Here is a 26,799-nt window from a genome sequence, read left to right as displayed (position 1 = left end):
TACCCGCAAATCCGACACATGCAAAAACGGCTCGTTTTAAATCAGCAACAAATCCAAATCATCCTGAAAAGATTTTGTCATCAGCTGATCGAAAATCACGATAATTTTGATAATACAGTACTGCTAGGCTTGCAGCCAAGAGGAATTATTCTGCTTGATCGAATCGTAGAGGAGTTGGAGAAGATATCCGGTAAAAAAGTCCCGGCAGGCTATTTGGATGCGACTTTTCACCGAGATGATTTTCGGCGGAGAGATTTTCCTCTTAAAGCGAATGAGACAAAGATTGATTTTTTGGTGGAGGGAAAAAAAGTAATTCTTGTGGATGATGTACTGTATAAAGGAAGATCTGTGCGGGCAGCCATGGATGCAATGATCGCCTTTGGAAGACCTCAAAAGGTAGAGTTGATGGTCCTAGTCGATAGAAAACTCACAAGGGATTACCCTATTATGCCGGACTATTTCGGAATTCGGGTCAATACAATTGATACCCAATATGTGGTCGTCGAATGGGCTTCCCAAGGGCAGCCTGAAGATGCAGTTTGGATTACAGAAAAAGAACAAAAATAACCATGTCGCAACTCAGCACCCGCCACCTCCTTGGAATCAAAGATCTAACCGAAGCGGATATTCAGTTTATATTGGAAACTGCCGAAAACTTCAAAGAGGTCATCAATCGACCGATAAAAAAGGTGCCTTCCCTTCGCGATATTACCATTGCCAATATATTTTTTGAGAATTCAACCCGAACCAGACTTTCATTTGAGCTTGCCGAAAAGAGACTTTCTGCCGATGTGGTAAATTTTTCATCAAGCAATAGCTCAGTAAAGAAAGGGGAGACATTAGTCGATACTGTAAATAATATCTTGTCGATGAAAGTCGATATGGTTGTGATGCGGCATAGTAGTCCAGGAGCGCCACATTTTTTAGCGAGAAATGTAAAAGCCAATATCGTCAATGCTGGAGATGGAACTCATGAGCATCCTACCCAAGCCTTGCTAGACGCCTTTTCCATGCGAGAAAAATTGGGTGATCTTCAAGGAAAAAAAATCGCGATCATTGGAGATATACTCCATTCTAGAGTAGCGCTATCGAATATATTTTGCCTTCAAAAACTTGGAGCCGAAGTGATGGTTTGCGGACCTATCACTTTGCTTCCAAAGCATATCGAAAGGTTGGGAGTAAAGGTGGAGTTGGATGTAAGAAAGGCACTTGCTTGGTGTGATGTGGCAAATGTCCTTCGAATTCAGCTTGAAAGACAGCAGATTAAATATTTTCCTAGTCTTCGAGAATATTCCTTGTATTACGGAATCAACAAAAAAATGCTTGAAGAATTAGACAAGGAAATCGTAGTGATGCATCCTGGACCGATTAATCGTGGGGTGGAATTGGCGTCGGATGTTGCCGATTCGGACCACGCCATCATTCTTCAGCAAGTTGAGAATGGAGTCGCAGTCCGAATGGCTGTATTGTATTTATTGGCAGCGGTGAAAGCCTAATGCTTAGTTTTTCCGCCAACGGCCTCCTCCTACATAAAATCCAAGAGTAAATCCAAAGTATTGGTTGATTGCTTCGCCTATTACTGTTCCGCTGGTGTCTTGAAGATTGGAGTTTGGGATAAAATTGTATTCCGCTCCCATTCTAAACTTACCCAATTCAATACCAGCACGGACCATTGGTGCCCATTTGAAGTTAGCCTCCAAATTCCCGACATCCACATCATCAATATTTGAAGCGTCAATTTCAACTGAGCTCAGGCCATAATAACCAAAACCAGCACCGATGTATGGAGCAAAATTGCTTCCTCCATTATTGAAATAATAATCGAAAGTTCCAGTAATGGATACATTTCCTGACACTTCTCCTTCATAATCTTCCGTGATGTCATAGTATGTGACATCCTTTGCTAATCCAGCAACGCCAAATCGAATACCTACATTCATGTTATCTGCGACATTGATTTTGGGTTCTAGATTGACTAAGGCTCCAATTCCCCCATCTTTTGGCATAGCTGGGCCTAGTTCGAGTCCCATTCGGAATTTGCCCGCTTGTTGCGCGTAAGATGCTGCTCCTATACCAAGCAAAATGATTAGTGTGAGAAGTTTTTTCATCGTTTGTTTAATTTTTTCGATTAGCTGTCAAAAAAGGTTCCAAAACGTCTAAACTTCCCTCAAAGAATTCTAGTTTTAATCCAAAATTCAATTTTTATGCTGCTTGTTCAGAATTTGATTAAACGGTACGGGAAGCAAAATGCTGTCAATGACATCTCTTTTGAGCTTCAAGGAGGGGAAGTTGTAGGTCTTTTAGGACCCAATGGAGCAGGGAAAAGTACCACCATGAAATGTATTGTAGGATTGCTTCGAAAAACTTCTGGAGAAATCACCATTGGTGGATATGATCACCTGTCGGTAGAGGCCAAACGACTTTTTAGCTACATCCCTGAGACTCCTTATGTCTATGATTTACTCACTGTGCAGGAACATCTTCAATTCATAGCTCAAGCTTATGGGATTCGGGATTGGAAAGATAAAGGCATGGAATTATTGGAAACCTATGATTTGACGGATAAGGCAAAGAAACTAGGAAAAGATCTTTCCAAAGGGATGAGGCAGAAAGTTTCTATTTGTTGTGCTTTGTTGCCTGATCCTCAGGTTTTGTTTTTTGATGAACCGATGATCGGATTGGATCCGAAAGCTATCCGAAACACTAAACGTATTTTCAGAGAACTTAAAGAAGCTGGGAAAACCATTTTGGTCAGTACGCATTTGATTGATTCGGTAGAGACTATCGCGGATCGAATCATGATTTTGAAGGAGGGTAACATCATTGGGAATGACACACTTGAAAATCTGAAAAAGCAATTTGAGCAGAAAGAGGGTGGAAGCTTGGAGGATATATTTTTAGAATTGACCAAAGATGAATGAGGTAAAATTACTTTTTAGAAAGGATCTCTGGGTTCTCAAAAACAACATTTTACTGATTCTTAGGAACCCGGCAAGGCTGCTTCCTTATGCTGGCCTGATCGGCTATTTCTTCTTTATCTACACCATGCGGATGAAGGATAGAGCAGAAAGGCTGGATAATACTATTCCAGAACTGGATGTAAATGGATTGCCTGAAGTGGACTTTGCAACTCAGAATATCGTGGGGGGAATTACCGTCGTTGCTTTAGGATTTTTATTGTATCAGCTATTTCGAGCGACAAAGCGAAACGTTAGCTTTTTTACCATGGCTGATGTCAATTTACTATTCACCGGTCCCGTCAAACCTCAAAACATTTTACTTTATTACAAGGGAAGGTCAATATTACCCTCTTTGGGTGGTAGTATTATTTTTCTGGTTTATGGAGGAAGTCAAATGGCAGGCTCTTTCGATTTTTCCTTGGGAAATATTGTGTTCATTTTATTGGGCTTTGCCTTGTTCTTTTTTATTCTTTCGCCTATTCGATTTTTGATTTATACCCTTCATACCAAGTATGATATTTTGGAGCAAATCAAGACCGTCATTACCGTATTGGCAGTGCTTTTAGCGATAATGATTTTGATTCCGGGATTAATGGCTGAGAAATTTTGGCAGGGGATGTTTTCTTGGATTGCTTCACCTTGGTTTGATTTATTTCCCTTTGTTGGTTGGAGTAGGGGAATGATGGGCTACGTTGTCCATCAAAATTTGATTCTTGCCTTTGCTTTTTTGGGATTGTATATTTTGAGCTACTACCTCATCGTTCGGTTGGTTATTCAATTTGCCGGATATTATTATGAGGATGTGTTAGAGGCGACCAAGTCCAATGAAGTGCAGCGGGACAAGGTCAAAGGAAAGCGTGAAAATTCAGAGGCTAATTATAGTCTCAATGCAAAGAAACAATTGGCTCTACCGGATTTTGGTGTAGGGGCAAAGGCCTTTTATTGGCGAAACTATGTGCATTCCAGTCGGCAGGATTTTCATCCGCTTTTTGGCGTGTATAGTTTGATTCTAGCGGGATTAGGAGTTGTTTTTGCTGTTTTATCTCATTTTGATTGGTTTTCCCATAAAGTATTGAATGGGTATATACTGGGGATTTTAGGGTTTTACTTTTTAGCGGGAATTGGTCGAGCTTCAGTGGGAGATCTTAAGAAACCCTATTTCTTTTTGGCGCCGGCCACTTGGACGGCAAAATTCTGGAATGTCATCAAACTTGACCTTGTTCAGATCACCCTTTTTGCAGTAGCTATGATTGTGCCCTCGGTATTAATTGCGGGACTTCATATTCTCGTCATTCCCGTTTTTATCCTTGGGATCTTGTTGGCTTATATGATTGGGCTTTGTATTAATTTGATTCCTCAGATTTCTTTAGAACAAGGTTGGGACCGAAAGCTGATAAAGCCCATTATGATGATCGGGATCTTTCTTTTTGGAATAATCCCGGCTTTGGTATTGGGGATTTTGGTTTTTGTATTTACCAAGCAGTTTGTCTGGATGCTATTGACGGTGACAATTGGGATGAGTTTCGTAGCTGCCATCCTTATTCATGTAGCTTTGGATGTTTTGTCTCGATTGGAGTTTAAGGAGGAAAATTGATCAGACAGTCTAAGCTTGGTAATCTTTTAATCTTCATTCGGCTGAGGCCAAAAAAATCTTTTAATTTTGCCCCAACCCAAATAAAACTACTACCATGATTTACAACTCCATCATCGAAACCATCGGGAATACTCCGATGATCCGTCTCAACAAATTAGCTAAAGGAATCAAAGGGGATGTCCTGGTGAAAGTGGAATATTTCAATCCAGGGAATTCCATGAAGGATCGTATGGCAATCAAAATGGTGGAGGATGCTGAGAAGGCTGGTATTTTGAAGCCTGGAGGAACTATCATTGAAGGAACTTCTGGGAACACCGGGATGGGTTTGGCTTTGGCTGCTGTGGCAAAGGGCTACAAGTGTATTTTCACCATGGCTGATAAGCAGTCCAAGGAAAAGATTGATATTCTAAAAGCTGTTGGCGCAGAAGTGATCGTTTGTCCGACAAACGTTGCCCCTGAAGATCCGAGATCTTATTATTCTGTAGCAAGAAAGCTGAATGCTGATATTCCAAACTCTTTTTACCCAAATCAATACGATAATTTGTCCAATACAGCGGCTCATTATGAGACGACAGGGCCTGAAATCTGGAATGATACAGAGGGAAAAATCACCCATTATGCAGCTGGAGTTGGAACTGGAGGCTCCATGTGCGGAACAGCAAAGTATTTAAAAGAGCAAAATCCAAATATCGTTACCGTTGGGATCGATACCTATGGTTCTGTTTTCAAAAAGTACAAGGAGACAGGAATCTTCGATGAAAAGGAAGTTTATCCTTACCTGACTGAAGGGATTGGAGAAGATATCCTTCCGAAAAACGTCAATTTTGATGTTATCGATCATTTTGTAAAGGTGACTGATAAGGATGCCGCGGTCATGACTCGTAGATTGGCTCGAGAAGAGGGGCTTTTTGTGGGTTGGTCTTGCGGTTCGGCAGTTCATGGAGCATTGGAATGGGCCAAAGAAAACCTCAAAGAAGGAGATGTAATGGTGATTATTCTTCCAGATCATGGTACCCGCTATCTGGGTAAAGTCTACAATGATGACTGGATGCGAAATCATGGTTTCTTGGAAGATAAGAGCTATGCTACAGCAAAGGATATTATTGGTAAAAGACCTTCAGACTATTCCTTGATCTCGGTGAAGCCATCGGATTCCGTGAGGGATGCGATTGCTTTGATGAATAAGACCAGCGTTTCTCAAATCCCAGTTTTAAATGGTGGGGAAGTAGTAGGCAGTGTCACAGATACAAAATTACTATCCAAAATCATCGAGAATCCAGTTTTGAAAGATGCGCATGTATCTGATGTAATGGAAAGCTCTATGACTTTTGTGGCTGGTGATAGTACGTTGGATGTACTTTCTTCCATGATTGAAAAAGAAAAGGCAGTCCTTGTAAGAGATGATTTGGGGAAAATTCATATCATTACAAAACATGATATTTTAGAAGCCTTTACCAATTAACGTCCATGGTCAATCCCCGAAAAATGGAGCAAATGCTTCATGATCCCGTTGATTTTAGTATTGACAGAGCCTTGAAAAGAGGCTGGGAAATGTTTAAAAGCAATCCAGGCCTATTCATCGCATTTTTCATTATTATGATCGCTGTCGCGGCTGGAGCTACTTATTTTCTGGAAGACTTTGCAAGTTTGGTTACTATTTTTGTCTCTCCGGCCTTAGCTGCTGGGTTTTATTTGGCTGCAAATCGGGTCAGTAGAGAAGAACCGCTTGAGTTTCGCCATTTCTTTGATGGCTTTAATTTTTGGTTTCCTGTGGTGGTGGTTTCTTTGGTGTCTGGGATTTTGACTGTCTTTGGAGTAATTGCACTTATTATCCCCGGGATTTATTTGGGAGTGGCCTATTCCTTCTCCATGTTATTTGTGATTTTCGCAGGCACAGAGTTTTGGACCTCCATGGAATTTAGCCGAAAGTTAATCACTCGAATCTGGTGGCGATTTTTTGCCTTCCTTATTTTACTCCTTGTGATTAACATTGTAGGGATTCTGTGTTTGGGAGTTGGCTTTTTGATTAGTGGCCCAGTATCCTATTTAGCAGTTTATGCCGCATTTGAGGATTTGACAGGTCCGTATTTGGAGGAAGAAGAGCATAAAATTACTCTTCCTCATGAGCCAGAACCATAGCCTCCAAACGATTTCTACATTGATCGGTAAAGTCCAGAACAGCACTGTCTGAAGATACTGGTGGATGCATAGCTTGGGAAAAATAAATCCGGATTTTCCCAGGTCTTAGCAGCAAAGAACCTCTTTTCATGATTCGGTCTGCTCCGATTACCGCCATCGGCATAATGGGGATTTTGGTTTCTATTGAAAGCCGGAATGCCCCTTTGTGAAATGGGAGAAGCGTTTCTGAAGTATCATTTCGAGTTCCTTCGGGAGCGACGACTACTGATTTTCCTTTGGATAAAATGGTAATCAATTTGGCAAGACTTTCCTTTCGAGACTCAGGGGATGTCCGATCCACCCAAATGGCAAATTTTCCCACTACCCAACCGAAAAAAGGGATTTTGGATAATTCCTTTTTTCCTAATGCCCGTAATTCCTGAGGAATAGCCATAGGAATAACCGGTGCATCTATAAATGAACGATGATTGAAAATAAAGATGTAGGGTTGTTTTCGATCAATGAATTCCAATCCTTGGATTTCATATCGGATTCCTGTCAAAAAAGACCAAATCCCTGCCCAAGCTCGGATAAAGAAAAAGGATATGCGATCACCTTTTTCTGAAATCATCATGGGAATTACCATGAACAGGCCGAGTACAAGCATCAAAGAAATAAATAGCAAGGCTGAGTAGATGGTATAAATTGCCTGAAAGAACTTAATCATTCGGAATTTTGGTTAAATTTGGGTTCGAAAATAATCCTTTAACTCTTTGCTTGCATAGGCCCCGAAGCGTTTCGGGGCCTGTTTTTTTCAAGTCTACTCTGAATTCAGAAGAAAACCAATGTCTTTGGCATTCTATCCTTGAATTTCTCTACTCATTTTTTGAGATGCTTTCCACAAATAAAAGAAAATCAGTACCTTTGCAGTCCGTTCGGGTGAATGGGGTGTTTTAGTAGGTTCTAAAGCGCTGATTGTCAAACAAAAAACCGCAGCTTCAAGACCCGGTTGCTGTTGGATTTTCAGGGTCAATAATTATTATGTCTAACAATTCAGATTTTAACTGGGAAAACTTCGAAACCAAAGGGTTTGGAGAAGGCTATTCCAAAGAGCAGCGTGAACAAATGGCTGCTATGTACGAAGGTACATTGAACGAGATCACTGAGAAAGAAGTGATCAAAGGAACCGTAGTAGGTGTGAACGACAAGGACGTGATCATCAACATTGGATTCAAATCTGACGGTTTGGTGCCTTTGAACGAATTCCGTGACTTGGAATCTATCAAGCCAGGCGACGAAGTGGAAGTATTCATCGAAGAGCAGGAGAATGCTTTGGGTCAATTGATCCTTTCCCGCAAAAAAGCAAAAATCGTTAAGGCTTGGCAAGATATCGAAAGCGCGTTTGAAAATGACAGCGTGATCGAAGGTCTTGTGAAGAGAAGAACCAAAGGTGGTTTGATCGTAGATATCTACGGTGTAGAAGCCTTCTTGCCAGGTTCTCAAATTGACGTGAAACCTATAAGAGATTTCGATATCTATGTAGGTAAGAAAATGGAAGTGAAAGTGGTGAAAATCAACCACGCTAACGATAACGTAGTCGTTTCTCACAAAGTCTTGATCGAGAAGGATCTCGAGAAGCAAAAAGCAGAAATCCTCAACAACCTAGAAAAAGGTCAGGTATTGGAAGGTGTGATCAAGAACATGACCAACTTCGGTGTATTCATCGACTTGGGTGGTGTAGATGGATTGCTTCACATTACCGATATCTCTTGGGGACGAATCAATCATCCAGAAGAAGTATTGCAGCTTGATCAAAAAGTTCAAGTTGTTGTTCTTGACTTCGATGATGACAAGAAACGAATCTCTTTGGGCATGAAGCAGTTGACTGCTCATCCTTGGGATTCTCTAGCTGCTAACCTAGAGGTTGGTTCTAGAGTTAAAGGTAAGATCGTAAATGTAGCTGACTACGGAGCATTCTTGGAATTGGCTCCTGGTGTAGAAGGCTTGATCCACGTATCTGAAATGAGCTGGTCTCAGCACTTGAGAAACCCTGCAGACTTCGTGAAAGTAGGAGACGAAATCGAAGCTGTAGTATTGACTTTGGACAAGGAAGAAAGAAAAATGTCTTTGGGAATCAAGCAATTGACCGAAGATCCTTGGACTAAGGAAGATATGGCTACCAAGTATGCTGTAGGTACTAAGCACAAAGGTGTAGTAAGAAACTTGACCAACTTCGGTTTGTTCTTGGAATTGGAAGAAGGAATCGACGGATTGGTTCACGTATCTGACCTTTCTTGGACTAAGAAGATCAAGCATCCATCTGAATTCGTGAAAGTTGGTGATGAGCTAGAAGTAGCTGTATTGGAACTTGACGTAGAAAACAGAAGATTGGCTTTGGGTCACAAGCAATTGGAAGAGAATCCTTGGGATACTTTTGAAACTGTATTCCCTGTAGGTTCTGTTCACAAGTGTACTGTAGTATCCAAAAACGATAAAGGTGCTGTTCTTGAGCTTCCTTACGGATTGGAAGGTTTTGCTACTTCCAAAAACTTGGAGAAAGAAGACGGATCTCAAGTTGAGGTAGGAGAGTCTTTGGACTTTAAAGTGATGGAATTCTCTAAGGATGACAAGCGTATCGTTTTGTCCCACACTGCAACATTCAAAGAGGATGTGAAGCCAGTTGCTAAGAAGGCTACTAAGAAGAAAGAAACAACTCAGGAGCCAGTTGAAAAATCTACTTTAGGTGATTTGGATGCTTTGGCAGAATTGAAAGAGAAAATGGAAGGAAAGAAGTAATTCTTCCTACTATATTATAATGGAAACGCCGGCTGAATAGTCGGCGTTTTTTGTTTCTATATGGTGTAAGAGGATAATTAATAAGAAAACAAGGAGAATCTCGAATCCTATGCGTTTTTGAATTCAAAATTCGCGAATGGAACTACCTGTCGTCAGCAAGGTTCTAACCGCTGTACAAGATTTTGGATTTGGAGAATAAAAATAAAAAAGCATCCCGATGTTCAGGATGCTTTTGATTTCTGAGGTCGCGAGCAGAGCTGCCTATCGTCAGCCGGGTTCTAATCGCTGTACAAGATTTTGGATTGGGAGAATAAAATAAAAAAGCATCCCGATGGTCAGGATGCTTTCGATTTCTGAGGTCGCGAGCGGATTCGAACCGCTGTACAAGGTTTTGCAGACCTCTGCCTAGCCACTCGGCCACGCGACCTTTTGTTTTTATTTACCCGAGAGCCTGAAAAGATCCATTAAATCAACCTTTGGGTCCCGAATCGGTTGGCAAAGGTAGGCAATATCCCATTTTGAGCAAAAGGTCTATCTCGATTTTTTTTCAAAGTCTAGAAAACCAAAATTCCAGCAAAAAAGCCTGAGGACTCAAACCAAAAAACCAAGCTTTTTCTCAGCTTTCTTTTTCTGATTCAGATCAACCTTATTTATATTAATTCTAAATAAATATCAGTAATGATTTTCAATTGTAACCTATTGTAAATCAATAGTATATAATTATAAATAGAATTTCATTTTCTAAACCATCTTAAAAAATTCCATATTTGAAAAATAAACCCTTGATACTACCTTTGCAGGGGTTAAAGAGGACCGAATAAACTATTTAATTAGCAATAATATGTTATCCAAACGCTCGTTAGTAGGAGTTCCATTGAAATTCCACACGCTGGCATTGCTGTTTTTATTGTTCCTGGGTGGGCAGGCTTTTGCTGTTGATCCGGCAGTAAGCGACAGTGAAGAAGCCATTGCGGCGGGAAAGACAGTTTTCAACGCAAACTGTAAACAGTGTCATAAACTAGATCAGAAAGCAGTAGGTCCTGCACTTCGCGGAATCACTGACAGAAGATCTCCGGATTGGGCAAAGAGCTTCATCAAAAACTCACAGGCTGTTATCGCTTCTGGTGATGACTACGCTAACGCATTGTATGCGGAGTACAACAACTTGATGATGCCTTCTCATGAATTTTTGTCTGACGCTGATTTAGACAATCTCTTGTCCTACATCGAATACGGTGACAAGGTGGATCCAGCTGCTGCAGCTGCTGCAACTGCTGGTGCCGCTGGAGGCGAGGGTGCAGGTGGAGGAATTCCAACTGAGTACCTAACCATCATCGTGGTTGTTCTTGTTATTGTTCTTTTGTTGATCCTGATTGTTTTGGGATTGATTATTTCTATCCTTACTAAATATGTCAACAAGCAGGATTTAGACGAAGACGACAAGGAATTTATCTCCCAGAAATTTCAATTAGGAAAAGTCCTTAAAAGTGATGCTTTTGTAATCATCGTAACTGCTTTGGTGGTGGCATTGGTTGCAAAGACTGCAATTGACGGCTTGTACTCAGTGGGTGTTCAGCAAGGATATGCGCCTACGCAACCTATTGCTTACTCACACGCATTACATGCAGGTACTTTGGAAATTGAATGTCAGTATTGCCACACTGGTGTAGAAATCGGTAAATCAGCAAACATTCCTTCTGCTAACATCTGTATGAACTGCCACATGCATGTCCAAAACGTACAGGGGCAAGAGGGCGTTTCTCCTGAGATTCAAAAAATCTACGACGCGATTGATAACAACCAGCCAATTGAGTGGGTTCGCGTTCACAACCTTCCTGACCTAGCTTATTTCAACCACTCTCAGCACGTGAAAGTCGGTGGTATTGAGTGCCAGACTTGTCACGGTCCTATTCAAGAGATGGAAGTGGTATACCAATATTCTTCCCTGACAATGGGATGGTGTATTGACTGTCACCGTCAGACTGAAATCGCTGCTGGTGGAAATGAGTATTATGACAAATTGGTACAACTCCATGCTGACTCCAAGGATGCCTTGAAAGTGAAGGACATCGGTGGTCTTGAGTGTGCAAAGTGTCACTACTAAAATCATTCTGAAATTCTATTCCTAGATCATAAAATGAAGGAAACTAAAAAAACATACTGGAAAGGGCTTGAGCAACTCAGCAACGATCCGGAGTTTGTTAAAAACGCAGATAGGGAATTTCCAGAACTTCCCTCTACGCTTTCTGAGGATGGAAATGCTTCTCGAAGAGACTTTCTCAAACTAATGGGCTTTAGCTTAGCAGCCGCCTCTTTGGCAGCTTGTGAGGCTCCTGTTAGAAAAGCAATTCCTTATGTCAACAAACCTGTTGATATCAATCCTTCCATTCCAAACTATTACGCATCAACCTTTGCTTCTGGTGGTAATTATGCTTCCATCGTAGTGAAAACTCGGGAAGGTCGACCAATAAAAATCGATGGAAATGAGCTTTCTCCTATTAATAAAGGAAAAGTAAATGCCATCGTTGAAGCTTCTGTTCTTTCACTATATGATAAAGAGCGTTTGACTGGGCCTTACTTGGGTGGTCAAAAGACCGATTGGTCTAGCTTGGATGCAGAAGTGAAATCAAAGCTTGCGGCTGCAGGTTCTGTGAAAGTTGTTGCAAATACCATCCTTTCTCCAACTACCGAGAAAGCCTTGCAGCAGTTCTCTGATGCTTTTGGTGCAGAAGTGATCATGTACGATCCTCTTTCCAATTATGGTATTGCAAAAGCTTCTGAAACCTACTATGGTCAGGCTGTAGTTCCTTCTTACTTTTTCGATAAGGCCAAAACCATCGTATCCTTTGGTGCGGACTTCCTAGGATCTTGGATTTCTCCAATTGAATTTGCTGGTCAGTATGCGAAGACTCGTAAAATCAGCAAGGAAAATCCTGTGATGTCTCGTCACTTCCAGTTTGAGTCTAACTTGTCTTTGACTGGTGCTAACGCTGACTATCGTACTCCAATTAAAGCTTCTCAAAGTGGATTGGCAGTATTGGCACTATATAATATGATTGCTTCCAAGGCTGGAGCATCAACCGTTTCTGCTCCTGCAGTTGAGGTGGCTCACCTGGAAAAAGCAGCAAATGAACTATGGGCTAACCGAGGCGCATCTTTGGTAGTTTCTGGTTCTAACGATCCAAACGTTCAAACTGTAGTTCACGCAATTAATGAATTGCTTGGAAATAATGGTTCTACAGTAGATTTTGGTTCACCTGTAAATTTCCGCAAAGGAAATGACGCAGAGATGAATCAATTCGTAACCGACTTGAATGCTGGAAGAATCGGTGCAGTTGTATTCTATAACTGTAACCCAGTTTATGATCATCCAAGAGGTGCTGAGATCGCTGAGGGAATCGGTAAAGCTCGATTCAGTGTAGCGACAAACATGACCATGGATGAGACATCTTCTTTGGTACAGGCCATTGCACCGGATCATCATTATTTAGAGTCTTGGAATGACTTCGAACCGAAGCCAGGACATTTCTCTCTTTCTCAGCCTACCATTTCTCCTTTGTTTGACACTCGTCAGGCTCAAGATTCTTTCTTGGTATGGGCTGGTGACAACACTTCTTACTATGATTTCTTGCAACAAAGCTGGGAATCTAGTTTGTTCACTCAAATTGAGACTGGTGGTGAGTTCCAGGAATTCTGGGATCAGTCTCTTTATAATGGTGTTTTGGCAATTGAAAGAGAAAGTGCAGTAGTCTCTCCTGTAGGAGATGTAGCAGCTGCAGCCTCTGCTGTTGCTAGAACTTACAGTGCTGATAATTCAGGTGCTGAATTGGTTGTTTATACCAAGGTGGCTATCGGTAATGGTACATTTGCTAATAACCCTTGGCTTCAAGAAACTCCAGATCCAATTTCTAAGGCTACTTGGGACAACTATTTGACTGTTTCTCAGAAATGGGCAACAGAAAATGGTGTAGCTATGGTTGAGGAAAATACTCGAAAGGCAACGATCAATGTGAATGGCAAGCAATTGACTGTGCCTGTATTGATACAGCCTGGACAAGCTGAAGGTACTTTCGGTTTGGCACTGGGTTACGGAAGAACTAAGGCCGGTCGAGTAGGCAACGGAGTAGGGGTGAATGCTTATGAGCTCCTAGATGCTTCCGCTGGCTTTGTTAATTTTGATATCACTTCTGGGGTAACTGTTGAAGTTACTGCAGATACTTATAAGATTGCTAGAACACAGACCCATCAGACTTTCATGGGTCGTGAAAACGTAATTCAGGAAGCTACTTTGGCTGAGTACAAGCAAGATGCTTCAGCAGGTAGATACAAGCCTGAGATTTACAAAGAGGGTGAATTTGTTAAGCCTTCAAAAATTTCCCTTTGGAAAGGTCATCAATATTCTCAGCATCACTGGGGATTGGCGATTGACATGAACTCCTGTATCGGATGTTCTGCTTGTTCTGTAGCTTGTCAGGTTGAAAACAACGTGGCAGTTGTAGGTAAGCAAGAAGTCTTGAATCGTCGTGAAATGGCTTGGATCCGTATCGATCGATATTATTCTTCCGATGCGGCAGCTGATGATTTAGATGGATTGGAGAAGGCTTCAGAAAACCCTGAGGTTACCTTCCAGCCAATGATGTGTCAGCAGTGTAACAATGCGCCATGTGAGACAGTATGTCCGGTTGCTGCTACGACCCACTCCTCTGAAGGTCTAAACCAAATGACCTACAACCGTTGTATCGGTACTCGTTACTGTGCAAACAACTGTCCTTACAAAGTTCGTCGATTCAACTGGTTCAAGTACCATGACAACTCTCAGTTCGCTGGAGTAAACGTAGCTCAAAACGATGATTTGGGCAAAATGGTATTGAATCCAGACGTTACCGTTCGAGCTCGAGGTGTAATGGAGAAATGCTCCATGTGTGTACAGCGAATCCAAGCTGGAAAACTGGAAGCTAAGCGTGAAAAGCGTAAGGTGAAAGATGGAGACATTAATGTAGCCTGTGCGGTTGCTTGTCCTACTGACGCCTTAGTATTTGGTGATATGAACGATCCAGAAAGCCGAATTTCAAAGCTTTTGAAGATCGAGGAAAACACTACTTCAGCTTTGAAAGAAGTGAATGAAGAGCGTGCTTACCACGTGTTGGAGGAAATCAACGTGAGTCCAAACGTATGGTATTTCACCAAAATCAGAAATAAAGACAAAAACGAAGCGTAATCATAATTTTACAAACTATGCAGGTTACTTCATCCGTACGTCAGCCATTAGTCACCGGCGGTAAAACCTATCACGACGTCACGCACGATGTTTCGCGTCAAGTGGAAGGCAAACCATCCTTGGCTTGGTTTCTGGCCTTTTTGACTGCCGCTGGCGTGTTGGCACTTGGAGCCATCGCCTTGGTTGCTACCCTTTGGGAAGGAATCGGGATGTGGGGTCTAAACAAAACCATCGGTTGGGCTTGGGATATCACCAACTTCGTGTGGTGGGTCGGTATCGGTCACGCCGGAACACTGATCTCAGCCGTATTGTTGCTTTTCCGCCAAAAGTGGAGAACATCCATTAACCGAGCTGCAGAAGCGATGACCATTTTCGCGGTTATCTGTGCGGCGATGTTCCCGGTAATTCACATGGGACGTCCTTGGATCGGTGCTTATTGGGCTCTTCCGCTTCCAAATACCTTTGGATCTCTATGGGTAAACTTCAACTCGCCTCTTTTGTGGGACGTGTTTGCGATCTCTACCTATTTCTCTGTTTCCTTGGTATTCTGGTATATCGGATTGATACCTGATTTCGCAACTATCCGAGATCGAGCTACTGGATTGAGAAAGACTATCTATGGTGCGCTTTCGTTTGGTTGGGATGGTGCAGCAAAAACTTGGATGAGATATGAATCTGTATCCTTGATTTTGGCTGGTTTGGCTACCCCTTTGGTACTTTCAGTACACACTATCGTATCCTTTGACTTTGCAACTTCAGTGATTCCAGGATGGCATACTACGATCTTCCCTCCATACTTTGTGGCAGGTGCGATCTTCTCTGGTTTTGCGATGGTATTGACCTTGATGATCATTACTCGTAAGGTCTTTAAATTGGAAGATTACATTACGATGGGCCATATCGAATTGATGAATATTGTAATCATCATCACGGGTTCCATTGTAGGTATTGCATATATCACTGAATTCTTCATTGCGTGGTATTCTGGTGTTGAAGCAGAACAATATGCATTCATCAACCGTGCAACTGGACCTTACTGGTGGGCATACTGGTCAATGATGACCTGTAATGTGATTTCTCCACAGTTGTTCTGGATTAAGAAAATCCGTACTTCTATCGTTGCAACCTTCATTCTTTCTTTGGTGGTAAACATCGGAATGTGGTTTGAGCGATTTGTAATCATCGTTACCTCTTTGCACAGAGACTTCTTGCCTTCTTCTTGGGCAATGTTTTATCCTACTTGGGCTGATGTTGGGGTATACATGTTCACTTTTGGTCTATTCTTCACCTTGTTCTTCTTATTCGCTAAGTTTTTCCCTGTGATCAACATGGCAGAGGTGAAGTCAGTGTTGAAATCTTCATCTGAAAAAGCTGCTAAATAATATGGAAAGAGATACTCATTTTGTCTTAGGCGTATATGAGGACGAAGATGTCCTAATGAATGCCGTCAAGCAAGTACGAACAAGCGGAGTGAAAATCCACGAGGTTTATTCTCCTTATCCTGTCCATGGACTAGAGCATGCTTTGGGATACAAGCGAAGCAGACTTCCGATTGCAGCATTTTTATTTGGAATGCTTGGAACATCCCTGGCCTTGACTATGCAGTTTTACATGATGAAGTTTGACTGGCCGATGATTATTGGTGGTAAAGATTTCGCGGCTTTCCCTGATTTCATCCCTGTTTCATTTGAAATGACTGTATTGCTTGCTGCATTCGGTATGGTTGGTGTATTTATGGTTAGCTCAAACTTGAAACCTTGGGCTCAACCTCGAATTTTCGATCTCCGAATCACGGATGATAAGCATGTGATGGCAATTGATTTGGCTGTCAACTCTGGCATGGGAGAGGAAAAAATCAAGGAAATTCTTGCATCCTCCGGTGCTACTGAAGTGAACAATAAAAGTTTTGACGAGTAATTCCCGATAGTATGAAAATGATGAATAAACTTGGGATTTTGGGAATAGCATTGGCTGGGACATTCTTCGTAGGCTGTAGAGCTGGGGAAGATAATCCTGGTTTAGAATATGCCCCTCAAATGTACCATTCTGTTCCTTACGAGCCTTTGTCTCAAATAAAAGATGAAACACAAGGTTCTTGGCTTTCCAATCGGGAGGACGAAAAGGGTGAGTTCTTTAACAGTAACGTAAACAATCCTTATGGAATGAATATGCGTGAGCCTGTTGAAGGCACTGTTCCTCGCAATAAACATGGTATGCTTCCTTATCGATTGAAAGCATTCGAATTGGAGCAGGCTGGTTTGGTTGAGAATCCTTTGACTGTTGATGATGCTATTCTTAAAGAAGGAGAGGTTCTTTTCAATCAATATTGCTCGGCTTGCCATGGTAAAACTGGTGAGGGAGATGGCAAAGTAGGTGAAATCATCGGTGGTGTGGCTAACCTAAAAGGTGGAGCTTATATCAATCTTCCAGAGGGACACATCTTCCATGTCATCACAAAAGGTAAAGGAAGAATGGGGGCTCATGGTTCTCAAATCACTCCTGAAAATCGTTGGAAGATCGTTTCCTATGTTAAACAAGTAATTCAGAAGCAATAATCATGGCTCACGAAGTTCAGAATTTTAACCTAGATCAGAAATTTGATTTCACTGCTGGAATCAAAAAGTCTATCATGACAGTGCTCCTTATTGGGGCAGCCTTGCTAGTGGTAGGAATTGTATTGGCTATGATGGGCGGAGGACATGCTGAAGAAGGAGCAGAGGCTGGAGGACATGCTTTCCACTGGTATCAAAGACTATTCGCTAACATTTGGATCAATAACGTGTATTTCACAGGTATTGCCATTGTTGGTGTTTTCTTCTTTGCTATTCAATATGCTGCTCAGGCAGGTTGGTCTGCACCTATTACTAGAGTAATGCTTGCTTTTGGTAACTGGCTTCCAATTGCTGCGATACTAATGATTGCAAGTTTCTTTGTAATGGGGCATGATTTGTTCCATTGGTGGCATGCTGAGCTTTTCGACAAAGCTTCCTCTGAATACGACGCAATCATCGATGGTAAAGGTGCATTTTTCTATTGGCCTATGGAGAAGGGGACTTTCCCTGTTTTCTACATTGCTAGGATGATTATATTCTTTGGTTTCTGGGTATTCTTTTTTACCAAGTTTAAGAAAATTGCAGCTGCTGAAGATCAATTGGGTGGAACTTCTCATTGGTTTAAAATGAGAAGCTGGTCTGCTTACTTCTTGGTATTCTTTGCAGTTTCTTCTTCAATTTCTGCTTGGGACTGGGTAATGTCAATCGACACACACTGGTTCTCAACGCTATTTGGATGGTATGTATTCTCTTCTTGGTTTGTTGCAGGTTTGTCTGCTATTACCTTGACAGTTATTTTCTTGAAAGGAAAGGGCTACTTGGAAATGGTAAATGAAAACCATGTTCATGATCTAGGAAAATTTGTTTTCGGTTTCTCTATTTTCTGGACATATCTATGGTTTTCCCAGTTCCTTTTGATCTATTATGCCAATATACCTGAAGAATCAGTTTACTTTATTGAGAGACTGAAGAGTGACGTGTATGGAGGGTTCATTTTCGTAAATATTGGGATGAACTTTGTATTGCCTTTCCTAGTTTTAATGACTAGAGATGCCAAGCGACATGGAATTTTCCTTAAGTTAGTATGTACGTTGTTGATTGTTGGGCACTGGGTAGATTTCTTCCTGATGGTTCAGCCAGGTACTTTGGGTCACAACGGAGGTATCGGATTTATGGAGATTGGAACGTTCTTGGTTTATGGTTCAGCGGTGGCGTTGGTTGTGCTTGGAGGTCTGGCCAAAGGAAATTTGATCCCGAAAAATCACCCAATGCTTGAAGAAAGCTATCATCATCACATTTAATACAAACTCGAAATAGTTAAAACATGTACGGATTTCTAATTGCAGTTGGGGTTGTTCTCCTCCTTTCCATTGTTTGGATGGTTTACCGTATCCAAACCTTGGTATCTGTAGTCAAAGGCTCTGACAAGAAAGTTGCTACCGGAAGTAATAAGGTGAATGCCTTTTTGTTTCTTGTGTTTTTGGTGGCGATTGGCGGTTTGATGTTTTGGTATTCTATAAAAGAATTCCACAATTATCAGCTTCCTATAGCTTCCGAACACGGAGTAGTTACAGATAATTTGTTCTGGGTTACGATGGCAGTTACTGGTATCGTATTTATAATTACTCACATTTTGCTTTTCATCTTCCCATACAAGTATCAGTATAAGGAGGATCGTAAAGCAACTTTTTATCCAGAGAACAATAAGTTGGAGGTTATTTGGACAGTCGTTCCTGCAATAGTTCTTGCTATTCTGGTAATCACGGGATGGATGGCTTGGTCTGATATCACAGCTCCGGCTCCTGAAAAGGCTCATGTAGTTGAAATCATGGGGTACCAATTCGCTTGGGATATTCGATATCCAGGTCAGGATAATGTGTTGGGGGACTATGATTATAGACTCACTTCTGCTGTGAATCCTATGGGTGTCGATTTTACAGATCAAAATTCTGTAGATGACTTTCCATCTCCAGTAGTTGTAATTCCAAAAGGAGAGCCGGTATTATTCAAGATTAGAGCTAGAGATGTATTGCACTCTGTTTTCGCTCCTCATATGCGATTGAAAATGGATGCGGTACCTGGTATGCCTACTCGTTTTTGGTTTGTGCCTACTAAGACTACAGCTGAAATGAGAGCAGAGCTAAATGATCCGGAATTCGTATATGAAATCGCTTGTACTGAGATCTGTGGCCGTGGTCACAACTCCATGAGAAGAGTGATTGAGGTTGTTGAGCCAGAGGAATACCAAAAGTGGCTTACCGAACAAAAGACCTTTCTTCAAATGAATCCTGCCTTGGCTGAGGGTATAGAAGTAGAGGTGAAAGAAGTGGCAGAAATTCAATAAAGAAAAAACACAAAATCAATAATTATGGCTACAGCATCTGTTGCAACACATGATACAGCACACGATCATCATGATCATGAGCATCATGACAATTTTGTGACCAAATATATCTTCTCTACCGATCACAAAATGATCGGTAAGCAATTCCTGTTGACAGGTATATTTTGGGCATTAATTGGTGGTCTATTATCTGTTCTTTTTAGACTTCAACTGGGTTTTCCAGATATGAATTTGGAATGGCTCAGACCATTACTAGGTGGTTGGATTACTGAAACCGGTCAATTGGATCAAACCTTCTACTTGGCCCTTGTTACAATGCACGGAACCATCATGGTGTTCTTTGTATTGACAGCAGGCTTGAGTGGTACATTCTCCAACTTCCTAATTCCACTTCAAATCGGTGCCCGTGATATGGCTTCCGGTTTCATGAACATGTTGTCGTACTGGTTCTTCTTTATTTCCAGTGTGATTATGTTCATTTCCCTATTCATCAAGACTGGTCCTGCTGGTGGTGGATGGGTTGTTTATCCTCCTCTTTCAGCATTGGAGCAAGCTATTCCAGGTTCTGGTCTTGGTATGACCCTTTGGTTGATTGCGATGACCTTCTTCATTGCATCTTCTTTGTTAGGAGGTATTAACTATATCACTACTGTAATTAACCTTCGGACTAAAGGGATGTCCTTCTCAAGACTTCCATTGACCATTTGGGCTTTCTTCCTAACTGCGGTTATTGGTTTGTTGTCTTTCCCTGTATTGTTTGCTGCCGCCTTGTTACTAGTATTTGATAGAAGCTTCGGTACTTCTTTCTACCTATCCGATATCTACATCGGCGGTGAGGCTTTGCCAAACACAGGTGGTAGCCCAGTATTGTATCAGCACTTGTTCTGGTTCTTGGGTCACCCTGAGGTATATATCGTATTGTTACCTGCTTTGGGTATTACTTCTGAAGTAATTGCCACAAACTCAAGAAAGCCTATCTTTGGATACAAAGCGATGATCATTTCCATGTTGGGAATTACCATCCTTTCTTTCATCGTATGGGCTCACCATATGTTTGTGTCTGGAATGAATCCTTTCTTGGGATCCATCTTTATGTTCTTGACATTGATCATTGCAATTCCTTCTGCAGTTAAAGTATTCAACTACTTAACAACACTTTGGAGAGGTAACCTGATTTTCACTCCTGCAATGTTGTTCTCCATTGGTTTGGTTTCTTTCTTTATTTCTGGGGGACTTACGGGTATTTTCTTGGGTAACTCTGCGATTGATATTCAATTACACGATACGTATTTCGTAGTAGCTCACTTCCACTTAGTAATGGGTTCTGCTTCATTCTTTGGATTGGTGGCAGGAGTTTACCACTGGTTCCCTAAAATGTTTGGTAGAATGATGGATGCCCGATTGGGATATGTACACTTCTGGTTGACATTTGTTGGAGTTTACATGGTATTCTTCCCGATGCACTACATTGGTATCGCAGGATTCCCTAGAAGATACTATTCTTGGACAGGTTTTGAGTTCTCAAACATGTACACTGATTTGAACATGTTTGTGTCTGTAGCTGCTATTATCACCTTTGCTGCTCAGTTCATCTTCTTGTTCAACTTCTTCTACTCTATGTACAGAGGAAGAAAAGCGACTCAAAACCCTTGGAGATCCAATACCTTGGAATGGACTACTCCAATTCACCCTGGCCACGGAAACTGGCCTGGAGAAATTCCAACTGTTTATCGTTGGCCTTATGACTACTCCAAGCCTGGTGCTAAGGAAGATTTTATTCCTCAGACAGTTCCACTTTCTGCTACACCAGAGTCCAATCTTCCGCATGAGCAAGAGCTTGTGAAATTGGAGCTGGAAATTATGAAAGAAGAATCCGAGGCTTTGGTTGCTAATGAAGCAAAAGAATCATAAAGAAATTAACAGCTTCCGCCGAATCAGCTTGATGACGGTGGTAGCTGTTTATTTTCTCATCTTGGTCGGAGGGATTGTTCGAAGTACCGGTTCAGGTATGGGCTGTCCCGATTGGCCTAAATGTTTTGGGAGCGTGATTCCACCAACTAGTGTGGATCAGCTCCCAAAAAATTATCAGGAGATTTACCTTGAAAAAAGGCTGGCTAAAAACGAAAGGTTTGTAGCTACACTTGAAAAATTGGGTTTTGAAAATGCTGCTTATCGAATAGCTACGGATAAGTCCATTTTGGTTGAGCAGGAATTTAATGCTACTAAAACTTGGATTGAATACGTGAATCGATTGATAGGAGTAGTTATCGGACTGTTTATCATTCTGACAGTTTGGAGATCCTTCAAACTTTGGAGTCGAGATAAATGGATTCCTACGCTATCTGTTCTTTCTCTGATACTCGTGCTTTTCCAAGGTTGGATCGGTTCTTTGGTAGTTTCGACCAACCTCCTGGAGTGGATGATCACGCTTCACATGATTTTGGCTTTGGTTCTTGTCGCTCTCTTGCTCTACATCAACCATAGAGCCTTGCATTTGGACGGAGAAGAAAATGCTATTAATCGAGTTCCATTAAAGCTTAAAACTCTACTAATTGTTGGGACTCTATTGATGCTGGCGCAAGTTGTCATGGGGACTCAAGTTCGAGAGCATATTGATCAAATAGCTTTCCAATTAGGTGGGTTAATGCGTGATACTTGGGTGGAAAGTGCAGGGTTGATCTTTATAATTCATAGATCATTTTCCCTTATCCTATTAGCTATTCATGTGTTGTATTTCTTTTGGGTTTTTCGATATACTCACAGGAAATCTTCAACAAATCTGTGGTCGCAAGTGCTAGTCCTTTTGATTCTATTGGAAATAGCTTCTGGAATTGGAATGGCCTACTTTGCCATTCCGGCGTTTCTTCAGCCCATTCATTTATTAATTGGGTCTTTGATCATAGGAGTTCAGTTTATCTTGATTCTCCAGCTTAAAACCCAAAAAGGTTTGACAATAATTTCAACTCCATCATGAGGACAGTTGGTGTGACTGACCAAAATATTTCGCAGGGACTGATGATTCGAATCAAGGCATATGCTGAACTTGTAAAAGTTCGGTTGTCTGGCTTGGTTACATTCTCAGCTGTGTTTGGGTATATTCTAGGAGATTCAAATCCAACTTTTGGTTGGGCTGGTTTCTTAGGATTAGCATTAGGTGGTTTTCTCATTTCGGGAGCATCAGGTGCCGCCAATGAGATCATGGAGCGGGATTTGGATAAGCTCATGAAGCGAACTCAAAATCGTCCCCTACCTCTACAAATCATCAGTGTAAAAGAAGCAACATGGTTTACCATCTTGGTAGCCATTATGGGTATTAGCCTACTTTGGATATTTACTAATCCTTTGACAACGTGGTTGGGAGTATTGAGCATGATTTTGTATGTTTTTGCTTATACTCCTTTGAAAAGGGTTGGTCCTATTGCTGTTTTTGTAGGAGCAATACCTGGAGCAATGCCTCCTTTATTGGGATGGACAGCAGCAACAGGGGCGATTAGCTACGAAGCTCTCATCATTTTTGGAATCCAGTTTATTTGGCAGTTTCCTCATTTCTGGGCTATTGCTTGGGTAAGTGATGAAGATTATAAGCGTGCGGGCTTTAAGCTTTTACCAAGTGGGGGCGGTAAAGACCTGAATACTGCGATTCAAATCATGATTTATACCCTGTTTTTACTACCTCTAGGTTTACTCCCTACTTACTTTGGATTAACAGGTTTGAATTCAGGTATTGTAGCTACGATTTGTGGAGTTCTTTTTCTCGCACAGACATTCACCTTAATGCGTGACTGTTCAAGAAAATCAGCTTTGAAGATTATGTTTGGTTCTTTTCTCTATTTACCAATTGTACAGATAGCTTACCTATTAGACAAACTACCATAACATGGAAAAGGAACTGAAATATGTGGATTTGGTTGAACAGCCAATATCCATGCACCCTAAAAAATTTGCCCTGTGGCTATTTATGGTTACTGTGGTGATGATATTTGCTGCTTTAACCAGTGCATATATTGTAAGACAGGCTGAAGGGAATTGGTTGGAATATGACCTACCGGAAATTTTCTGGTTTACCTCCGGGATAGTACTATTGAGTTCAGTCTTTTTACACTGGGCTTATATATCTGCCAAGAAAGATAATTTACTACAGTTGCGGATTGGAATGAGTATAGCCGTGGCACTTGGAATCGCCTTTTTGGTAGGACAGTGGTATAGTTGGGTTGCATTAGTTGATCGGCAGGTTTTCTTTGTAGGTAACCCATCCGGTTCATTCCTGTATGTTTTCACCGGTTTGCATGGGCTTCACCTAATAAGCGGTGTGATATTTCTGATTATTGTATTAATTTCGTCCTTCAGATATAAAGTCCATTCACAATCTATGGACACAATGGAAATGGCCACATCTTATTGGCATTTTCTTGGCGGATTGTGGATATATCTCTTTATGTTTTTGCTTTTGAATCATTAATTTACCTGGTACAAATAAATAACATATGTCTGCGCATTCTACTGCAATAGGAGTTAGCTCGAAAAGGGGCACTTGGGGAGGTGGTAACGAACCTCTCAAGGCTAGTTATGGAAAACTGATGATGTGGTTTTTCCTATTATCGGATATTTTCACCTTCGCTGCTTTTCTGATTAGTTACCTTTCGATTCGATTGAGCTATCCAGCTTATGAGGGTCCTCTTGATACTTTCATTGGATCTAATGAATACTGGCCGGTTCCTGAATTGGTTTTCGAGGCAGTTCCTTTCCTTCATGGTTTCCATGCTCCTTTGGTCTTCGTCGGAATCATGACTTTCATTTTGATTTCAAGTTCTGTTACCATGGTATTAGCTGTGGAAGCTGGACATAGGAATGATAGAAATGACGTAGTAAAGTGGATGCTTTGGACTATGGTAGGTGGTATAACCTTCCTTAGCTGTCAGGCGTGGGAGTGGAATCACTTCATTCATGGAACAGATGCAGGTTCTATCATGACCTATATCAATTCTCTAAGCAGAGAAGTGACCGAGACTGTTTTTGGAGCTAACCTAGTGGTCAACGAATATGGACCGCCTGCTTTTGCTCAGCTGTTCTTCTTCATCACCGGCTTCCATGGTTTCCACGTGACTATTGGTGTGGTCCTATTATTCTTGGCTTTCTATCAAGCTGCAGTAGGAGTATATGATCGAAGAGGTCATTATGAAATGATTGAAAAAATCGGTCTTTACTGGCACTTCGTTGACTTGGTATGGGTCTTCGTATTTACCTTGTTCTATTTGATCTAACGCATTAAAGAAATAAAGAAATGGAAATCCAAGATTCTAAATCTACGCTTCAAGTTATTCCTAGGAATAATGAAAAAATAAAGAAAATCTGGAAAACGGCTGGAATTCTTTTAGCTATCACAGTAGCTGAATTTATCATGGCCTTTACCATGGAAAGAGGTTTGCTTCTCTATGCTTTGTTTATCATTTTAACTATTTGGAAGGCCAAATACATTATGATGGAATTTATGCACTTAGGTGATGAAGTGAAGCCTTTGTTTTACTCCATTATTGTTCCTTTGATTTTCTTGGTGTGGTTGCTTATTGCACTAGCAAAAGAAGGAACAGACATCTTTATGATGCGCTGGTAGAAATAAATTAAAAAAGGATAAAAAAAGTAGGTTGAGGTGTGACACTTCAACCTACTTTTTTGTTGTAAGGACATCATGAAAGGATTGAGGATTTTACAAGGATTTGTATTGGCTTGTATCTTATTGATACCCATATTAATCATTTTGTTTCTTAGAAACTTTGGCGAGAACCAATACGACCTACCCGTATTTTATGAAAATGGCGTGAGTAATCCATTTATGGAATGCCCTCCCAATGATAGTACTCAACATTACATTCCGGAATTCACCTTTACCAATCAAAATGGTGAAGCCATAGGGAGGAAAGAAATGGAAGGTAAAATTACCATTGTTGATTTCTTCTTCACTTCATGCCCGAGTATTTGTCCAATTATGTCCAAGGAAATGGAGCGGGTAAATGACATGTTTCGAGACGAACCTATGATTCAAATCATGTCCATCAGTATTGACCCGACTTATGATACTCCTGAGGTTTTGATGGAATATGCCGAACGCCATCATGCCATTCCAGGCAAATGGCATTTTTTGACCGGATCACCTGAAGAGACCTACCAATTGGCTAAGTGCGGTTTCGTGCTTCCGACTGTTGATGGGATGGGAAACCCGGATGATTTTATACACAGCGATAAGTTTGTCCTGATTGATGAGTTGGGAAGAATCCGAGGGTATTACAGTGGGACAAACAGAGAGGACGTAGATTTGTTAATGTTAGAAACAAAAGTGTTGCTTCATGGAAAAAAATAATTCCATTCTTCAAAACGAATCCAAGGTTAAAAATTGGATAGTGTTTGTTTCGGTATTAGTTCCGATTCTAGTTGCTGTTCTTCTTTTTATGCCCCAAAAAGTAAATGTGGGAGCTGAGTGGGTATATTTTCTACCCCACCTAAATGCTGTGATCAATTCTGCCGCCAGTATTGCTTTGATCTTGGGGTTGATTTTTGTAAAACGGAAAATGTATAACTACCACGGTGCGACCATGAGTGTGGCCTTTGTTCTTGGAGCTATTTTCTTGGTTTCCTATGTGGTTTATCATGGAGCAGCTGAAAGTACCTCTTTTGGTGGCGAGGGTTGGATTCGTCCGGTTTATTATTTTCTATTGATTACCCACATAGTTTTTGCAGCAGTGGCACTATTTCCAATTCTTTTCGCTTATTACTATGGATATACTGACCAGCGGGTAAAGCATAGAAAAGTAGTTAAATTTGCTTATCCGATTTGGTTATATGTATCCGTTACAGGTGTAATTGTATATTTGATGATAGCACCGTATTACACGCATTAAGTAAATCCAGAAGGATAAAGCAAAAAAACATGAAATTGAAATCAGGCTTGTTGATTATTTTCTTTTTTGGCTTTCAAATAGCCACATGGGCGCAATGTGCCATGTGTAGAGCTTCTGTAGAAAATAATGTCAGCAATGGAGATACTACCATCGGTGCAGGTTTAAATACTGGAATCCTTTATTTATTTGCCATGCCCTATTTAATCGCCTTGGTAATTGGCATATTGTGGTATCGCGCTGCCAAAAAAAGGAAGTCAAAAATTGCAATCCGATAATTCTCATAAGAGCAAAGTTTGAATCAAGACTTTGCTTTTTTTATTTTTA

General features: G+C 41.1%; 25 protein-coding genes and 1 tRNA gene. 23 read left to right on the top strand and 3 right to left on the bottom strand.

The features are described from left to right. The first annotated feature begins 18 nt into the window (after positions 1-18). Both pyrR and E4S40_RS12635 read left to right on the top strand, forming a co-directional pair. The gene (gene pyrR, locus E4S40_RS12640) at positions 19-567 is read left to right on the top strand and encodes a bifunctional pyr operon transcriptional regulator/uracil phosphoribosyltransferase PyrR (RefSeq protein ID WP_135074663.1); all 549 of its coding nucleotides are present in this window, start codon (positions 19-21) and stop codon (positions 565-567) included. Positions 568-569: 2 nt separating this feature from the next. Continuing rightward, positions 570-1,496 (top strand): aspartate carbamoyltransferase catalytic subunit, encoded by a 927-nt coding sequence (locus E4S40_RS12635; RefSeq protein WP_135074661.1) that lies wholly within the window; start codon positions 570-572, stop codon positions 1,494-1,496. 3 nt (positions 1,497-1,499) lie between these two features. Here E4S40_RS12635 and E4S40_RS12630 read toward each other — a convergent pair whose 3' ends face one another. After that, entirely contained in the window at positions 1,500-2,108 is a 609-nt protein-coding gene (locus tag E4S40_RS12630; RefSeq protein WP_135074659.1) for an outer membrane beta-barrel protein, read from the bottom strand. A gap of 96 nt (positions 2,109-2,204) precedes the next feature. Here E4S40_RS12630 and E4S40_RS12625 point away from each other — a divergent pair, with 96 nt between their 5' ends. The 4 genes from E4S40_RS12625 (at position 2,205) to E4S40_RS12610 (ending at position 6,693) form a co-directional block, all read left to right on the top strand. Continuing rightward, positions 2,205-2,921, top strand: coding sequence for an ABC transporter ATP-binding protein (locus E4S40_RS12625; RefSeq protein WP_135074657.1), 717 nt, complete (start codon positions 2,205-2,207; stop codon positions 2,919-2,921). Continuing rightward, a complete protein-coding gene (locus E4S40_RS12620; protein ID WP_135074655.1) occupies positions 2,914-4,554 on the top strand; it encodes a putative ABC exporter domain-containing protein in 1,641 nt (546 codons plus the stop codon). Before E4S40_RS12625 ends, E4S40_RS12620 begins: the two co-directional genes overlap by 8 nt. 94 nt (positions 4,555-4,648) lie before the next feature. Then, on the top strand, positions 4,649-6,016 hold the full coding sequence (locus tag E4S40_RS12615; protein ID WP_135074653.1) for a cystathionine beta-synthase: 1,368 nt from the start codon (positions 4,649-4,651) through the stop codon (positions 6,014-6,016). Positions 6,017-6,039: 23 nt separating this feature from the next. Next, complete coding sequence (locus E4S40_RS12610; RefSeq protein ID WP_135074651.1) at positions 6,040-6,693, top strand: DUF2189 domain-containing protein; 654 nt, start codon at positions 6,040-6,042, stop codon at positions 6,691-6,693. On the opposite strand, the gene E4S40_RS12605 is transcribed toward E4S40_RS12610, so the two are convergent. After that, positions 6,665-7,399: a lysophospholipid acyltransferase family protein gene (locus tag E4S40_RS12605; protein ID WP_317129227.1), complete on the bottom strand. Its 735-nt coding sequence runs from the start codon at positions 7,397-7,399 to the stop codon at positions 6,665-6,667. The genes E4S40_RS12610 and E4S40_RS12605 overlap by 29 nt on opposite strands. A 314-nt stretch (positions 7,400-7,713) precedes the next feature. Here E4S40_RS12605 and rpsA point away from each other — a divergent pair, with 314 nt between their 5' ends. Beyond that, a complete protein-coding gene (rpsA, locus tag E4S40_RS12600) occupies positions 7,714-9,468 on the top strand; it encodes a 30S ribosomal protein S1 (protein ID WP_135074649.1) in 1,755 nt (584 codons plus the stop codon). Between the two features lie 356 nt (positions 9,469-9,824). Here the strand turns inward: rpsA and E4S40_RS12595 are convergent. Beyond that, a tRNA-Cys gene (locus E4S40_RS12595) sits at positions 9,825-9,895 on the bottom strand. Between the two features lie 414 nt (positions 9,896-10,309). On the opposite strand from E4S40_RS12595, the gene E4S40_RS12590 reads away from it, so the two are divergent. From E4S40_RS12590 to E4S40_RS12515, 16 genes are all read left to right on the top strand, one after another. Beyond that, a complete protein-coding gene (locus E4S40_RS12590) occupies positions 10,310-11,572 on the top strand; it encodes a c-type cytochrome (protein WP_135074647.1) in 1,263 nt (420 codons plus the stop codon). A 33-nt stretch (positions 11,573-11,605) separates the two neighbouring features. Next, positions 11,606-14,686 carry a TAT-variant-translocated molybdopterin oxidoreductase gene (locus tag E4S40_RS12585; RefSeq protein ID WP_135074645.1) on the top strand — a complete coding sequence of 1,027 codons (3,081 nt, stop codon included), beginning with the start codon at positions 11,606-11,608 and terminating at the stop codon, positions 14,684-14,686. Positions 14,687-14,703: 17 nt separating this feature from the next. Continuing rightward, complete coding sequence (gene nrfD / locus E4S40_RS12580; RefSeq protein ID WP_135074643.1) at positions 14,704-16,068, top strand: NrfD/PsrC family molybdoenzyme membrane anchor subunit; 1,365 nt, start codon at positions 14,704-14,706, stop codon at positions 16,066-16,068. 1 nt (position 16,069) lies between these two features. Next, complete coding sequence (locus E4S40_RS12575) at positions 16,070-16,603, top strand: DUF3341 domain-containing protein (RefSeq protein ID WP_135074641.1); 534 nt, start codon at positions 16,070-16,072, stop codon at positions 16,601-16,603. 11 nt (positions 16,604-16,614) lie between these two features. Beyond that, positions 16,615-17,241, top strand: coding sequence for a c-type cytochrome (locus E4S40_RS12570; RefSeq protein WP_135074639.1), 627 nt, complete (start codon positions 16,615-16,617; stop codon positions 17,239-17,241). A gap of 2 nt (positions 17,242-17,243) precedes the next feature. Next, positions 17,244-18,539: a quinol:cytochrome C oxidoreductase gene (locus E4S40_RS12565; RefSeq protein WP_135074637.1), complete on the top strand. Its 1,296-nt coding sequence runs from the start codon at positions 17,244-17,246 to the stop codon at positions 18,537-18,539. Between the two features lie 23 nt (positions 18,540-18,562). Next, the gene (locus tag E4S40_RS12560; protein ID WP_135074635.1) at positions 18,563-19,582 is read left to right on the top strand and encodes a cytochrome c oxidase subunit II; all 1,020 of its coding nucleotides are present in this window, start codon (positions 18,563-18,565) and stop codon (positions 19,580-19,582) included. 24 nt (positions 19,583-19,606) lie between these two features. Beyond that, positions 19,607-21,493, top strand: coding sequence for a cytochrome c oxidase subunit I (locus tag E4S40_RS12555; RefSeq protein ID WP_135074633.1), 1,887 nt, complete (start codon positions 19,607-19,609; stop codon positions 21,491-21,493). Next, positions 21,474-22,556 (top strand): COX15/CtaA family protein, encoded by a 1,083-nt coding sequence (locus tag E4S40_RS12550; protein ID WP_135074631.1) that lies wholly within the window; start codon positions 21,474-21,476, stop codon positions 22,554-22,556. Before E4S40_RS12555 ends, E4S40_RS12550 begins: the two co-directional genes overlap by 20 nt. Then, complete coding sequence (gene cyoE, locus E4S40_RS12545; RefSeq protein ID WP_135074629.1) at positions 22,553-23,458, top strand: heme o synthase; 906 nt, start codon at positions 22,553-22,555, stop codon at positions 23,456-23,458. The genes E4S40_RS12550 and cyoE overlap by 4 nt, the downstream gene beginning before the upstream one ends. A 1-nt stretch (position 23,459) precedes the next feature. Continuing rightward, positions 23,460-24,041 carry a cytochrome c oxidase subunit 3 gene (locus E4S40_RS12540; RefSeq protein ID WP_135074627.1) on the top strand — a complete coding sequence of 194 codons (582 nt, stop codon included), beginning with the start codon at positions 23,460-23,462 and terminating at the stop codon, positions 24,039-24,041. A 25-nt stretch (positions 24,042-24,066) separates the two neighbouring features. Further along, on the top strand, positions 24,067-24,843 hold the full coding sequence (locus tag E4S40_RS12535; RefSeq protein WP_135074625.1) for a cytochrome c oxidase subunit 3: 777 nt from the start codon (positions 24,067-24,069) through the stop codon (positions 24,841-24,843). A 20-nt stretch (positions 24,844-24,863) separates the two neighbouring features. Continuing rightward, complete coding sequence (locus E4S40_RS12530) at positions 24,864-25,193, top strand: cytochrome C oxidase subunit IV family protein (protein WP_135074623.1); 330 nt, start codon at positions 24,864-24,866, stop codon at positions 25,191-25,193. A 75-nt stretch (positions 25,194-25,268) separates the two neighbouring features. Next, on the top strand, positions 25,269-25,937 hold the full coding sequence (locus tag E4S40_RS12525; RefSeq protein WP_135074621.1) for an SCO family protein: 669 nt from the start codon (positions 25,269-25,271) through the stop codon (positions 25,935-25,937). Then, complete coding sequence (locus tag E4S40_RS12520) at positions 25,924-26,475, top strand: DUF420 domain-containing protein (RefSeq protein ID WP_135074619.1); 552 nt, start codon at positions 25,924-25,926, stop codon at positions 26,473-26,475. Before E4S40_RS12525 ends, E4S40_RS12520 begins: the two co-directional genes overlap by 14 nt. Before the next feature lie 29 nt (positions 26,476-26,504). Next, a complete protein-coding gene (locus E4S40_RS12515; RefSeq protein WP_135074617.1) occupies positions 26,505-26,750 on the top strand; it encodes a hypothetical protein in 246 nt (81 codons plus the stop codon). Positions 26,751-26,799: the final 49 nt, after the last annotated feature.

The organism is Algoriphagus kandeliae (genome assembly GCF_004571135.1).
Taxonomy (GTDB): domain Bacteria; phylum Bacteroidota; class Bacteroidia; order Cytophagales; family Cyclobacteriaceae; genus Algoriphagus; species Algoriphagus kandeliae.
The sequence above is the reverse complement of the archived record's forward strand: the minus strand, read 5'-3'. Positions and strand labels throughout refer to the sequence as shown.

Excerpts from the sequence above, each read along its gene's own strand:
- pyrR (WP_135074663.1), top strand. The coding sequence starts at position 19 with ATGCAAAAACGGCTCGTTTTAAATCAGCAACAAATCCAAATCATCCTG.
- E4S40_RS12635 (WP_135074661.1), top strand. The coding sequence starts at position 570 with ATGTCGCAACTCAGCACCCGCCACCTCCTTGGAATCAAAGATCTAACC.
- E4S40_RS12630 (WP_135074659.1), bottom strand. The coding sequence starts at position 2,108 with ATGAAAAAACTTCTCACACTAATCATTTTGCTTGGTATAGGAGCAGCA.
- E4S40_RS12625 (WP_135074657.1), top strand. The coding sequence starts at position 2,205 with ATGCTGCTTGTTCAGAATTTGATTAAACGGTACGGGAAGCAAAATGCT.
- E4S40_RS12620 (WP_135074655.1), top strand. The coding sequence starts at position 2,914 with ATGAATGAGGTAAAATTACTTTTTAGAAAGGATCTCTGGGTTCTCAAA.
- E4S40_RS12615 (WP_135074653.1), top strand. The coding sequence starts at position 4,649 with ATGATTTACAACTCCATCATCGAAACCATCGGGAATACTCCGATGATC.
- E4S40_RS12610 (WP_135074651.1), top strand. The coding sequence starts at position 6,040 with ATGGAGCAAATGCTTCATGATCCCGTTGATTTTAGTATTGACAGAGCC.
- E4S40_RS12605 (WP_317129227.1), bottom strand. The coding sequence starts at position 7,399 with ATGATTAAGTTCTTTCAGGCAATTTATACCATCTACTCAGCCTTGCTA.
- rpsA (WP_135074649.1), top strand. The coding sequence starts at position 7,714 with ATGTCTAACAATTCAGATTTTAACTGGGAAAACTTCGAAACCAAAGGG.
- E4S40_RS12590 (WP_135074647.1), top strand. The coding sequence starts at position 10,310 with ATGTTATCCAAACGCTCGTTAGTAGGAGTTCCATTGAAATTCCACACG.
- E4S40_RS12585 (WP_135074645.1), top strand. The coding sequence starts at position 11,606 with ATGAAGGAAACTAAAAAAACATACTGGAAAGGGCTTGAGCAACTCAGC.
- nrfD (WP_135074643.1), top strand. The coding sequence starts at position 14,704 with ATGCAGGTTACTTCATCCGTACGTCAGCCATTAGTCACCGGCGGTAAA.
- E4S40_RS12575 (WP_135074641.1), top strand. The coding sequence starts at position 16,070 with ATGGAAAGAGATACTCATTTTGTCTTAGGCGTATATGAGGACGAAGAT.
- E4S40_RS12570 (WP_135074639.1), top strand. The coding sequence starts at position 16,615 with ATGAAAATGATGAATAAACTTGGGATTTTGGGAATAGCATTGGCTGGG.
- E4S40_RS12565 (WP_135074637.1), top strand. The coding sequence starts at position 17,244 with ATGGCTCACGAAGTTCAGAATTTTAACCTAGATCAGAAATTTGATTTC.
- E4S40_RS12560 (WP_135074635.1), top strand. The coding sequence starts at position 18,563 with ATGTACGGATTTCTAATTGCAGTTGGGGTTGTTCTCCTCCTTTCCATT.
- E4S40_RS12555 (WP_135074633.1), top strand. The coding sequence starts at position 19,607 with ATGGCTACAGCATCTGTTGCAACACATGATACAGCACACGATCATCAT.
- E4S40_RS12550 (WP_135074631.1), top strand. The coding sequence starts at position 21,474 with ATGAAGCAAAAGAATCATAAAGAAATTAACAGCTTCCGCCGAATCAGC.
- cyoE (WP_135074629.1), top strand. The coding sequence starts at position 22,553 with ATGAGGACAGTTGGTGTGACTGACCAAAATATTTCGCAGGGACTGATG.
- E4S40_RS12540 (WP_135074627.1), top strand. The coding sequence starts at position 23,460 with ATGGAAAAGGAACTGAAATATGTGGATTTGGTTGAACAGCCAATATCC.
- E4S40_RS12535 (WP_135074625.1), top strand. The coding sequence starts at position 24,067 with ATGTCTGCGCATTCTACTGCAATAGGAGTTAGCTCGAAAAGGGGCACT.
- E4S40_RS12530 (WP_135074623.1), top strand. The coding sequence starts at position 24,864 with ATGGAAATCCAAGATTCTAAATCTACGCTTCAAGTTATTCCTAGGAAT.
- E4S40_RS12525 (WP_135074621.1), top strand. The coding sequence starts at position 25,269 with ATGAAAGGATTGAGGATTTTACAAGGATTTGTATTGGCTTGTATCTTA.
- E4S40_RS12520 (WP_135074619.1), top strand. The coding sequence starts at position 25,924 with ATGGAAAAAAATAATTCCATTCTTCAAAACGAATCCAAGGTTAAAAAT.
- E4S40_RS12515 (WP_135074617.1), top strand. The coding sequence starts at position 26,505 with ATGAAATTGAAATCAGGCTTGTTGATTATTTTCTTTTTTGGCTTTCAA.